The organism is Steroidobacter agaridevorans (assembly GCF_009932555.1).
Classification (GTDB): domain Bacteria; phylum Pseudomonadota; class Gammaproteobacteria; order Steroidobacterales; family Steroidobacteraceae; genus Steroidobacter; species Steroidobacter agaridevorans.
Genome location: NZ_BLJO01000007.1, coordinates 125,861 through 137,932, shown reverse-complemented (window position 1 = coordinate 137,932; position 12,072 = coordinate 125,861). Strand labels below are relative to the sequence as shown.

Below are 12,072 nucleotides of genomic sequence, written 5' to 3'. Positions count from 1 at the left end.
ATCGAAATCACTGCTATTGCCAGCATCCTCGCGGGAGCTGCGATCCAGTTCGAGTACCCGGCTTTGATCCTTGCTTGTTCCATTGGATGATCCCCCTTCGTTCTGCAAAAGTTACCGCTAACAAAAATCGACTTCGTGGTTCCCTCCGACAGACTCGCCTCGACAGACAGCTAGCAGGAAGAGTTGGTTTGCGTCAGCAGTCCCATCCGCCAGGGCAGGCGGATGTAGTCGCCGCCGGCGTTCGGGTCCTGTCCCTGATAGAGGAACTGCAACCGACACGGATTCAACGGCAACGTCTGGTCGTTGCCCGCCCGGATCAACTCCCCATGACTGAAGTCCCGCGTCCAGGCGGCGGCATTGAATGAGACGTTGTTGGATCGAGCAAAGGGATTCGACTCGCTCGCCAGGTGCGGGGTCCACGACCCGGAGAGGCTGCTCGACGTGAACGACCGATACCAACGCCGCCCATCCGATCCGATCGCTTCCTGTAGCAGCAGATATTGGTTGGCGCCCGTTACCTTGTAGACCGCGCTGCCCTCGAACAACGCGAATCGCGAATCCTGTAATGCAATCGCCGTGTTGCCGAAGCCATTCGGGAAATTCGCGAGCGTCGTCTGCGACCGATAGATGTGCCCGTTGTCATCGCTGGAGAACAAGTAACAATTGGCGGCATCGCACATCATCCAGAAATCCAGCCATGAACCATTGCCCTTGTTCTGTGTCACGATCGCCGGCTCGCTATCCATGAAGTTCCGCGGCGTCGTCCACGACCGAGGGTTGCTCGGGTCCGTGCTGGTGGAGTAGGTCGGCAGGCCGGTCTGATAGACCAGATACCATAGGTTCTGTGGCGCGAAGTAGAAGATATGGGGCGCGGCTCGATAGCCGCGACCGATGGGCGTCGCCGTGTCGAGATATGTATGCGTCGCCGCGCTCGCCTGCGGCCAATCCGCAAACGAGAAATGCACGAGGTTCCAGCCCTGCGACGGACTTGCTGTCGTCGCATAGACCTGCCATGCGTTGTTGTGCCGTACCACCGTGAAATCCTTGATGGCTACTACATCGCCATGCGCAGAGTCCGGCTTCGGACCCGCCAACACGCCGCTGGAGCTCCATCGAATCGACGATGGCAACGTCCCGCCAGGCGTCGTTCCGTCGACGCGGACGAGCTGCCATTGCTGGTTGGCGCCGTTCCAGTCGAAGTACTGTACGACGCTCGCGCCATCCGCGGTCGAGGCGCCTTGCACCTCGACGACCTTGTTGCTGTGGCGATTGATGAGCCGTACGTAGCCGCCGACCGAGTCAGACAGGCGGAACTGCTGATTGGCGCCGTTTGTATCGGTCCACTGTACGATCGCGGCGCCATCCGCAGTGGACCAGTTGAAAACATCGAGCACTTTGCCCGAGTGTCGCGACTTGAGCCGGTAGTAGCCGCCGCCCGAGTCGACGAACTGCCACTGTTGCCACGCCCCGTCGTTGCGCGTCCATTGCGCGATGATCGCACCGTCGTTGGTTGCGAGATTATATAAATCCAACACCTTGCCACTGTGCCGATTCACCAGCACTTACCATGCGCCGGTGTCCACCGTGGCCGCCGATGCAAACGGTGCTGCGACCGTTCCCAGCGTGATAACAATGGCCAGCGTTGCCGCCAGCGTGCTCAAGCCCGATCGCCAACCACCGCAGCGTCGTACTAAAAGCCCAACATCCATGTTGCTCCCCCTGCGCGCCACGCGCGAATAAACTTTGGGCGCGCCGAGGGTGGTTTGTCAATGGCGAAAGAGCTTTTATTAGCAATTTTTAGTAGTCGGGGACGCCGGGCGTCCCCCCACGCGCGTTATGGCCCCAGGCTTCAGAACGTGCCGGAGACAGTGAAACTCTGTCCGCCGGTCGTGTAGGTCACGGTGTAGGTGTCGCCGCCGGTCGGGTGCACCGTACCCGTGCCGCTCATTTGGGCAGCAAACGTGCGATTCGTAGATGCGCCCAATGTTTGCCCGGCTGACAACGTGTATTGATACGTGATCGTGCTCGCGGTGCTGTTGCTGCTCTGAGCGACACCCGAGCCCACGGTGTTGTATTGCCCGGAGAAGCTGATGCCCGTGGTGCGCTGAGCGACGATGGTGACCGAGAGTGCGGTCAGCGTTCCCGTGTTTGCTATGCGCAGCTGTTCCTCGACATAGTAGCCGCCGCTGCTCGTGACTGCTGGTGTCACAGTAACAGTGCCGTCGCCGCCGGGCGTCGTTACAGTGAGCGTCACGGTGGCGGTGCGTGTCGTTGTGCCAGAAGTGCCTGTGATGGTGACTGTGCCTGCTCCTGCTGCAGCGGTGCTCGATGCAGTCAGTGTGAGCGTGGAGCTGGCGCCTGTTGCCGACGCCGGATTGAAGCTGGCGGTGACGCCGCTCGGCAAGCCACTGGCGGTCAAGGCGACGGCGCCAGTGAAACCGCCTGACCGTGTAATGGCGATCGATACGGCGCCACTCGAACCACGCGCAATCGAGAGTGCGCCGGGAGACGCAGCGATGGAGAAGTCCTGCGTGATGGCAGTGGTGGTCGCGCTCGCCGCTGCGCTTGCCGCAGACTGTTTGCCGGACGCGTCCTGAGCGACGACGGTGTATGAGTACGTCGTGCTTGGCGTAAGTCCCGTGTCCGTGAACGTGGTCGACGTGGCGCTGCCCGCCAGGGTTGCGCCACGGAAGATTTGATAACCCGTGACGCCCACATCGTCCGTCGATGCGTCCCATGCGAGAGAAGCGGTGGAGCTCGTCGTACCGGTCACGCGCAGGTTCGCCGGCGTGGTCGGCGGTTGAGTATCTACGACTCCGCCGTTGGGTTCGTTTCCAAACACGCGCACACCGTTGTCATAGACCGGAATGCGCTGTACGAGCACGGGCGTCGAGCCCGGCGTCGTTGACACGCCGGAGATCGACCAGTCGTTACTTGAATCCCATGCGCCGGAGCTCGCGATCCGGAACTGCACCTCTTTGCGATAGTGCTGCTGCCCTCCTGGATAGATCTTGGTTCCGTTGCAGCTCACCGTTACGTAATAGATGCTGCCGGAGTGCAGCGTGGGGCCGGTGGGCGGCAGGCATTGGTTGTAGTTTGCAGCGAGCGAGATCTGGCTGGGCGTAACGCCGGGCTCGAGTGTGAAGTAGTAGCGGAACGAGAGTCGGTCCGTGACACGAGCGGGCCACCCGGACTGGTTGTTGAGCAGGAGCTTGATCTCGGTGAAGTTGGAGCCCGACGCATTGATGGACGCCTCGGGAAAGATTTCGTTGCCGACGACGGGCTCGGGCGAGGGGAAACTGGCCAGTGGCGTGCCGCCAAACTCGCCGACCAGGCGCGCCAGGGCGCTGGTGAAGCCGGCGTTGTAGTCGGTGGCCACCTCGTTCATGGTGTAGTCCGATCGATCGTCGGTGTATTGATCGTTGGGTGACGTCGGGCCGCCGACCAGCGCGCCGTAGAGAATGTGACGGCTGACCACGGGGCTGCCGATCTGGTCCGTCCAGGAACCGTGCGCAGTTCGATGGTGCGGGTTGCGAGGCGGATTCGTGCCGAAGCCCACGACGAAGCTGCGATTCAGCGGATTCTGGCCGAGCGCGTAATTGATCTGGCGTACGGCAAAGTCGTGATAACGAGCTTTCAGAACGGTATCGGCGATCGCGTCCGAATAGACGAGGGCAGCGAACGCGGTGTTCGCCGAATAGCGCAGCGATCCCCATCGGTCGAGCACGGCCTGCCCGCCGGGGCTGTAGCTCACGCGCGTGCCATCCGCTCCAAGCGCAGTGCCGCCCACGGTCCACCAGTTGAGCCAGCGCTGTGAATCTTCGTGGTAACGCGTGGCGCCGGTGAGCTTCGCGAGCAGGACATAGCTGCCATAGGACTTGTCGTCCCACGCATGCGTCCACTTATATGACTTGACGCTGGTCTGCTGCTGGTTGGAAAGGTTGGCGTAATAGCTTTCGGCCTTCGTGAGGAACTCCGCTTCGTTCGTTGCGCGGTAGAGCCAGATGGCGCCCCACACGAGCTCATCGTTGAAACCGCTCCAGGAGTTGTAGAACGATGCGGCGTCAGTGATGCAATCGGAATATTTGCCTCGGAAGTTATCCGCGAACGAATAGAGCTGCCGCGCGTGGGTGAGCAGCGTGTTTGCGTACGTGGGATCGGTCGGCCGGAATGCGATGGACGCTGCAGCGAGCGCCGCGGCCGTCTCACCCGCCAGATCCGAGCCTGGACACGACGAGGTGATGCGGTAGGACGGCCGCGCCATCTGCATGACTTCTGCTGGACCCCACCACGCGTGATCCGCAGCGCCGGCGCCAATCTGGCCGTAAAGCTCGTTCGGGGCGGTATGCGCCTTGATGAAATAGTCCGTCGCCCAGCGCAGCTGGTCGAGCGCCTCGTCGAGTTGACCGATCTGCACGTAGTTTGCGCGGTACTCGACGATTCCCCACGCGAGCATCGTGGCGCTTGCCGCCATGGGCAGGCCGAATTTCACGTGATCGCCGGCGTCGTACCAGCCGCCGGTGAGGTCGCGTCCGACGTCGGAGCCGTCCTGCAGCCCCGAGTCGCCGCGCCAGTTCAGCCGATTGGAGGCTGGCAGGTCGCCGGAACGCTGTGCTTCATAGAAGAGCAGGGACTTTTGCAACGCTTCGGCGTAATTGAACGTTTGCGCCAGCAGCGGCGGCGCGAACAGAACAAAACAGGCGACGATGAAACGCGCGGCGCGCGCTACCTGTCTGAAAGGCAGTCGTACATCCATGTCTCCACGCTCCATTGCGTAAGCGGACGTCAGCGCCTGAACGCGCCACCGCCCGTGATGAGCCGTCCTTGCTACACGTGGGCTCCAAACTTACTCAAAAAGACATCGCTGTCAATGCCGAATTTCGGGCGAAATGCGCGGCCGGCAAGATCAGGGATCGAGGGGATCGAGCGGGTCGACTCGGGACACCTCCTGCGACGGCAGAAAGGCGACGTCGAACGGCGAGGTGCGCGGGCCGACCTTGCCGGGTTGGTAGCCCAACTCGTTCTGATTGCGCGTGGCGAACTCGGCGCTCTCCACATAGCTGATGTGGCGAGGATTACTCAGCACCAGCGCATGCCGATCCATGGGCGCCTTCATCGATATCAACAGCCGTGCAGCGTTGCGCAGGTTCGTCGTGGTATGCCGCGCGTAGGGTTCGATCACGATGGCATGAGCCGGCACCTTGTAGCGTTCGATCAACGCTCGGCGCATCTCGACCGCTTCGACATGGCGCGTGTCACGCGGATGCACCGCGCCTCCACTCACGATGATGAATGGCGCCTTGCCATCGAAGTAACGCTGAGCTGCGACCTTGACGTGCAACTTTCCTCGCGCGCTTAGTGGCGTCGTCAAATCATCTGGCCCCGCGCCGAGCACGATGATCGCGGTGTATGGGTAGCGGGACCAGTCCAGCGTACGAGCGTGCTGGAATGCATCGGCATTGAGCCCGCCATCGATCGGTTCGAACGCGATGGCATCCAGCCGATTGTTCACGTCGAGCAGAGCCAGCGCCAGACCGATGCTTGGATCGAGCGCGGCCACGGTTTCAGCGCGACCCACTTCGCTGAGGAGTGCGGCGACAGCAACGTCGGCGGCAAGCCGCTCGCTGCCCTGTTTTCCAATCGGCCCATCGATCTGCGGATATCGCGAGACGCCGCCCTTGCCATAGATCTCGAGAATGGCGTTGAGTCCCGTGAGCTCGCGGCGAATGGCCTCACTGCGCTCGCGAGCGGCGGCCGCGCCTGCCACGATCCCGATCTCGTCTGAGCCCCAGCGGGAGGCATCCAGTTTGCAAACTGCGTCATCGGCGCAGCGCGCGAGACGACGGTCTCGTTCGGCCAGCATCGAGCGAACGGGGGTTGTCGTCCCCGATCGTTCCATCGAAGAAACGACCGGGAACAAGCGATTGCCGAGCGCCGCCATCACGCCATCTTCCACCGACCCTGCATGGCTCGGCTGGAAGGCGGCGAGGGCGGCGCATAGAAACAGCGCGGATCTCACTCCCAGTCTCGCTGCACGACCAAGCGGAAATTGCGGCCGAACAACGGACGGCCGTAGATCGCTTCACTCGAGCCCTGGCCAGCGAGCGCGTCGGTGCGCGTGTTGCCCTCGGTCAAGCCTTTCTCTTCAGTCAGGTTGTCGCCCACCAACTGCACGCCCCAGCGGCCGCGCTTCCACGCCACGCCGAAGCCCAATGTTTCATAGGATGGCAGCGCGGTCTGGTTGAACAGGTCGACATAGGACTTGCCGACGAAGTCGTAGCGCAGGTAAGCCTCGATCTGTGCGTCGCCCGCGGTGAAGCCGAAGGTGGGGCGGATGTTTCCGTAGACCTTGGGTTCGCGGACGATCTGGTTGCCGTTGACCGCGCTCGGATCGGCGCCGGCGCTGTTTTGCAGATCGTTGTATTCCGGATCGCTAAACGTCACTGAGCCGGCCAGCCAGAACCAGTCCGCAGGCGCATACAGACCATCGAGCTCGATGCCTTTCGACTCCGCGGTGCCGATGAACGGCACCGACTGGTCATTGCGGCCGGTGGTCGGATTGAAAGCCACGAACGACGCATTCAGCGGGTCGAACTTGGTATAGAAGGCCGTCAGATACAGGTAGGAGCTGCCGAACGTGCCCTTCACGCCCAGCTCGTACTGATCCAGCTTGGTTTCGACGATCGTGGGGTTGATGCTGCGCGCGACGCCGGATTGAGGCGCGATCTCCACGTGCGAGGCTCGGCCATAGGCGCCGAAATTGGAGATGAAATCGTAGTTCAGGCCGACCGTCCAATTGGTGATCGAGGGCTTGAGGTTGCGCGTCTGAGTGGCGCCGCTGAATCGCTGCGTCGTGTTGTCGGCCAGCGTGGCGGCATCGCCGAGATTGGCGCCGGTGGTCTGCTCGGCAAAGCCGTCGTAGTCGTATCGCTCGTGACGTACGCCGGCGTCCAGCTGAAAGCGATCGGTGAGCTCCCACGTATCGTTGGCGTAGAGCGCGAGCATTTTCGCATCGACTTCGCCCGCGTTCAGCGTGGTCGTATAGCGCAGCACGCCTTTGTCGGTCACAGAGCCGAGCGCGGCGCCTTGCGCCGAATAGGCCACGAGATCCAGCGTTCGCGGCTTGCCCGAGACTTCCAACAGCATGTCCTGGTAAGCGGTGAACGCCGTCGTTCCATAGAACGAGCTGTAAACGCCGAAGTTGATGTCGTGCGCGCCCAAACCCGTCTCGAACCGGCGCGCCGCGCTCAGGTCGGCCTGCGCCGAATAGAATTCCGATTCGATTGCGCGGTATTGCCCCGATATCACCAGGCCGGAAGCCGAATACGGATTGTATGCCGTCGCGCCGTTCGTGCCGGCGAGGGCATAGCCGAGCGATGCCACGTCAGGGCCGAAGGCATTGCGCGCGGCAGTCAGAAAGCCGTTCGCGAATACATTGCCGTCGACTGGATTGGTGGTCGAGTAAAGCGCATCGAAGCTCAGCTTGCCTTGCGTGTAGCCCGACTTGAACGACACGGTCCAGTCGCTCGCCTCGTTCTGGTACTGCAAGCCGATATTCTGGAAGCGCATGTGGCGGCCGTCGCCCAGATCCCGGTGCAGGCTCTGCAGCGTGCCCGCGGAGTCGAGGTACTTGAGCGTCACATTGCGCAATGACGGCGAGTTCATCGTGCCGTCGAAGTAATCGATGTAAGGATTCAGGCTGACTGCAGGGTTGCGAGGATCGGCGACCGGAATGGGCAGATAGAAGACATTGTGGTCATCGACAAAGGTGCCACTGAACTTCACCCAGCCGTCCTCGAGATCGTGCTTGATGTTGGCGCGCAGCTGGCCGCCCTTGTCGTTGGGAAAGCCGTTGTCGCGATAGCCATCGTGCTGGCGCAGGAAACCGCCCACGGAGTAATAGGTGTTGTCGGAGAGCGGGCCCGACTGGTAAGCCTCGGCGCGGTAGAGCCCGGTGTCGCCGATGGTGAGCTGGCTTCTTCCCTGAGTCTGCTCGCCGCCTTCGCGCATGATGTTGTTGACGATGGCCGCGCCGCCGCTGGCGTAGATGGGGGCCGGACCGCCGCGCACGACTTCAACCCGCTCGTTCATCACGTCGAAGCGGTGCATGCCTTCGCCGGAATTGAAAAAGTGTCCGTCGATCTCATGGAACAGCGGCAAGCCGTCCTGCTGGAAAATGATGTAGCCACGATCGGTCGGAATGCCGCGCAGACGAGTGATGTTCTGCACTTCGCCGCCGGTGGATTCGACGTGAATGCCCGGGACGTTGGCAAGCAGATCCGCAAAGCTCTTGGGTGCCAGCTTTTGCACGTCGTCCGCCGTCAGGGAGTTCGCCGCATACGAAGCATCGAAACGACGTTGAGCGCGCGCCGAGCCTGTAACTACTACCGAATCGATGACGCTCGTGTCGTTACTGTCGCTGCGAGCCGGCATCGATTGCGATGCCTCCTGCGCCATCGACACGAGCGGCGCGCTCAACGCGATTGCAATTGCCGTCGCAATGGAGCGACGAGCGCACGAGGCGGGTGACGGACTCTTCGATGATTTGAGCATGATCGGCATCGCTACGAGAGAGCCGACCATTCTCCGACATGTATGTTACAGAATATGTGTGACCTCGATGTTCGATCCCCACTCATCAGGTGAACACGATGCCGCGGTGGTGCGCGACGAACAGCGTCGTGTCCTCCAGCGCCAATGCTTCGTGTTCGTCGTCGCCTTCGACCTGCAGTACATCGCCGGTGCGTAGCTCTGCGTCGTCGAAACGCACCGCTCCGCTCAGCACGACGATTTGTTCCCAGCCCTGGTGCCGGTGCCTGGGGAACCTCGCACCGGCGGCGAGCTTCGCCAGATAGCCGCCATCGCCGTCGTTGCCGCTCCAGGTTGGACAACTCACGATGCCGTCAAATCCGGTCTCGGACCAGATGCGCGCAGCATTTCGATTCACGATCATGGCCGACTCCAGCGTTCGCTCAATGGCCTTCGTGTGCCAGACAGAGAACATCGCGATACGCGCACAGCGCATCGATCAGCGGCGCCTCGTCCGCGAGGATCTTGTTCGTTTCCGCCTCGCCGATGAGTTGGATCACATAGCTTTGCTCGGGGATGCCGTGCTGATCGATGAACGGGTACTTCAGGCTGGAGAAATTCGTGAAATCAGGCGTGGCGCCGATTTCTTCGTTGGTGACGAAGGGCGCATAGAACATCAGGTGCGGCATGGCCATGGTCCGCACTTTCATGTCCGGTGGCCCAGCCGCGCGCATGACTGGCCCGACCATATAGGACAGACCGGACTTTTCCGGGATTTTATAAGTGCGCTCGCGGTAGCGCTTGGAGATTTCAGCCTTCAACGCTTCCGGGCCCATGCCCTGCGCGCGCAGCGCTGCCGCGTCCATGATGACTTTCAAATGCATCTTGGTTCCCGCGGCGTCGTAGCACACGGGCCAATAGATATCGTTGCGAAAGTCGGAATATTCCCAAGCCGTGCGTTGGACGATACAAGTCAAGCTGCTCGTGCCCTGCTTGGAAAGGGAGTAGCCCTTCGTGGGATCGAGCAGATAAACGCTTGCCCGCTCGCGTAGTGCAGGCGGCACGGCGCTGAGCGCGAATTGAGTTTCCAGCGCGGCCGGCATCCGCTCGAGGGTGGTCTCGTTCGCCTGGCTGCGAGGTATCGCCGCCACACTCGCAAGACCGATGGCGAATAGCGCCGGGGCCCACTTGATCTGCATCGCTTGATCTCCGCTGATTGGTTGCAGCGTGAGCTTATGAGCTGCGGGCGCAGGCACGGGAGTGACAACTGTGTCGGGATTCCGTGGGCGGCCGGTCGTCGACCCGAACGGCTGACTCTTTTGCCCGACGCTATTCGTCTTGGCTGCATGAGCGTGCGCGAAGCGACTACTGACGAGTCTGCAAAGGTCGCCGGCCTGGTGCTGGCGCTCCTGAATGAGCTATGCGGGGATACTCCCAGTGGATATGACTTGACGGATCTGTCAGCCACTGCAGCGGCTCTACTGCAGGCCGGGGACATAACCGCGCTGCTTGCCGATCACGCCGGCCAGGCAACTGGTGTTCTGGTGCTCAATCGCTGCGCCTCTTTGTATGCCGGTCGCTTTGGGGAGATCTCGGAGCTCTACGTGAAGCCGGAGTTCCGTTCCGCCGGTATCGGCGAGGCGCTGATCCGAGCAGCGGCTGCCATCGCTCGAGAGCGCGGCTGGTCTCGCCTGGAAGTGGGAACGCCAGAGCTGCCGGCTTGGGCGCGCACCGCGGCTTTCTACAAACGAAATGGTTTCATAGACGTCGGTATGCGCATGAAGCTCACGCTATGAGCGAAGTTCAAGCGAAGCTATGGAGAAACTCCCATGTCTCATTTCCCCAGACTCCTTCGAAATCTCCCAGCGTTCGAAGGTTCGTTCGAGGCGTTCAAGCTGGAGGCCAAGGACTGGGATGTCTTGTTTGCCTCCTATCCCCGGGGCGCCGAGATATCTCCGCACAATCATGACACCGAGAACGTCGGCGTCATCACTCGAGGCGAGCTCATCCTGAGCTTGGACGGGAAGGAGAGTCGATATCGCGTCGGAGAGTGGTTCCACATTCCTGCGAAGGCTGTGCACACAGCGCGTTTCGAAGTGGACACCTCTGCGATAGAGCTCTGGTTTCATGCGCCGGCTGTTCAAGGCTGTGGATGCAGATTGCCCGGGCGCGAGCTAGACTGAGGTCGTGCACAGGGAACATACGCAGAAAAGCATCCTATGGCAGCCGGCTAGTTTGCCGGGTGTGACGCTGTTGCGCGGTGAATACCTTCAGCAGCGGCTCGCGCGTCATGTCCATGAGGAGTACGCGCTCGGCGTCGTTACCCGGGGCGGGCTCGGTTTCCAGTACCGAGGCGCTTCGCATCTCGCGGGCGCCGGCGAGATCAATATCGTCGTGCCGGGTGAAGTGCATACCGGACATCCCGAGATCGAAGCGTTCTGGAGCTATCGCACCTTCTATATCGCACCGGAGGTCATGCGCGAGGTCGATGTGGAGCTCGGCACGCCGGCGCGGTCTTTGCCGTTCTTCGCCGCGGGGGTGCTCAAGGATCCAAAACTTGCCGCTGGGGTTCTGGATCTACATCGCGACATCGATGGCGGAGCGATTGCACCGATTGAAATGCAGTCGCGACTCCTGGTCTTGTTGTCCGCATGGATTCGCCGCCACGGCGAGCGAGCACGCCGCGCCAAGGTCAGCATGCGGGCTGCGCACGTCGGTCGCGTGCGCGAATATCTCGAGGATTGCTGGCGGGAGCGCCCCGCCTTGACCCAACTCGCTGCAATGGTGGAATTGAGTTCCTTCCAACTGCTGCGTGCGTTCGAGCGCGAGTACGGCGTGCCTCCCCATGCTTATCTGATCCAGCGTCAGGTTCGCGAGGCGAAACGCATGCTCGAACGCGGCGTGGCGATCTAGGAAGTCGCTCACACCTGCGGATTCGCCGACCAGAGCCACCTCAATCGCCACTTCAAACGAATTTGGGGCGTCACGCCGGGGCGGGTCCGCACAACACCACCGATGTTTCTATCTGCCGGGCAGGGACAGACCAGTAAGTCCTGAGCAGTCGAGCTTTGTCCTCGGCAGGCACGAGCTCGAATCCATGACGACGATAGAAATCGATGGCCCAGCTCGCCGCGGCCCAGGTTCCCACCAGTATGCGTCGCGTGCTTTGGCCGCGCAGGTGCTGGATCAAGGCTGCACCGATGCCGTGGCGCTGATGACTGGGCAGTACGTAGGCATGTCGTATCAGATCGACTTCCCGCATCGGTTGCAGCCCCATGACGCCGACCAGCGTGCCGGCAATCTCGGCGCCCCAGAACTCGACCCCCTCGGCAATTTCCTGGCGCAGCTCGGCGAGCGCCATGTAGGGATCGTGCCAGCAATCCGGCGGAATGACGCCGCGGTAGGCTTCGGCAGCGGCGTTGACGATGGGGAGAATAGCGGCGAGTTCGTCGCCGCAACGGCGGATGGTGATCATCCCCACAGTGTGCAAACTGCCGTGGCCGACGATCTTGAACGAAATTGCAGCCGGCGAACGCGCCTCCC

10 protein-coding genes are annotated in these 12,072 nt (G+C 61.8%); 3 read left to right on the top strand and 7 right to left on the bottom strand.

Going from position 1 to position 12,072, the window contains the following annotated elements; all coding sequences use genetic code 11:
- Positions 1-170 precede the first annotated feature (170 nt).
- The 6 genes from GYH35_RS24255 to GYH35_RS24230 all read right to left on the bottom strand — a co-directional run bounded on the left by GYH35_RS24255 (position 171) and on the right by GYH35_RS24230 (position 9,728).
- Positions 171-1,556, bottom strand: a complete 1,386-nt coding sequence (locus GYH35_RS24255; RefSeq protein ID WP_202624602.1) for a non-reducing end alpha-L-arabinofuranosidase family hydrolase — start codon at positions 1,554-1,556, stop codon at positions 171-173.
- Between the two features lie 293 nt (positions 1,557-1,849).
- Positions 1,850-4,756 (bottom strand): glycoside hydrolase family 9 protein, encoded by a 2,907-nt coding sequence (locus GYH35_RS24250; protein ID WP_161829708.1) that lies wholly within the window; start codon positions 4,754-4,756, stop codon positions 1,850-1,852.
- 150 nt (positions 4,757-4,906) lie between these two features.
- Positions 4,907-6,019 carry a YdcF family protein gene (locus GYH35_RS24245; protein WP_161829707.1) on the bottom strand — a complete coding sequence of 371 codons (1,113 nt, stop codon included), beginning with the start codon at positions 6,017-6,019 and terminating at the stop codon, positions 4,907-4,909.
- Positions 6,016-8,553: a TonB-dependent receptor gene (locus tag GYH35_RS24240; RefSeq protein ID WP_161829706.1), complete on the bottom strand. Its 2,538-nt coding sequence runs from the start codon at positions 8,551-8,553 to the stop codon at positions 6,016-6,018. Before GYH35_RS24240 ends, GYH35_RS24245 begins: the two co-directional genes overlap by 4 nt.
- Before the next feature lie 85 nt (positions 8,554-8,638).
- Positions 8,639-8,953 carry a cupin domain-containing protein gene (locus GYH35_RS24235; RefSeq protein WP_161811857.1) on the bottom strand — a complete coding sequence of 105 codons (315 nt, stop codon included), beginning with the start codon at positions 8,951-8,953 and terminating at the stop codon, positions 8,639-8,641.
- Positions 8,954-8,972: 19 nt separating this feature from the next.
- Complete coding sequence (locus GYH35_RS24230; protein ID WP_161829705.1) at positions 8,973-9,728, bottom strand: hypothetical protein; 756 nt, start codon at positions 9,726-9,728, stop codon at positions 8,973-8,975.
- A gap of 147 nt (positions 9,729-9,875) precedes the next feature.
- Here GYH35_RS24230 and GYH35_RS24225 point away from each other — a divergent pair, with 147 nt between their 5' ends.
- The 3 genes from GYH35_RS24225 to GYH35_RS24215 all read left to right on the top strand — a co-directional run bounded on the left by GYH35_RS24225 (position 9,876) and on the right by GYH35_RS24215 (position 11,442).
- Positions 9,876-10,325 carry a GNAT family N-acetyltransferase gene (locus tag GYH35_RS24225; RefSeq protein ID WP_161829704.1) on the top strand — a complete coding sequence of 150 codons (450 nt, stop codon included), beginning with the start codon at positions 9,876-9,878 and terminating at the stop codon, positions 10,323-10,325.
- Positions 10,326-10,358: 33 nt separating this feature from the next.
- Positions 10,359-10,712 carry a cupin domain-containing protein gene (locus GYH35_RS35505; protein WP_161811860.1) on the top strand — a complete coding sequence of 118 codons (354 nt, stop codon included), beginning with the start codon at positions 10,359-10,361 and terminating at the stop codon, positions 10,710-10,712.
- Positions 10,713-10,773: 61 nt separating this feature from the next.
- Complete coding sequence (locus tag GYH35_RS24215; RefSeq protein ID WP_161829703.1) at positions 10,774-11,442, top strand: AraC family ligand binding domain-containing protein; 669 nt, start codon at positions 10,774-10,776, stop codon at positions 11,440-11,442.
- A gap of 70 nt (positions 11,443-11,512) precedes the next feature.
- Here GYH35_RS24215 and GYH35_RS24205 read toward each other — a convergent pair whose 3' ends face one another.
- A complete protein-coding gene (locus GYH35_RS24205; protein WP_161829702.1) occupies positions 11,513-12,004 on the bottom strand; it encodes a GNAT family N-acetyltransferase in 492 nt (163 codons plus the stop codon).
- Between the last annotated feature and the right edge of the window lie 68 nt (positions 12,005-12,072).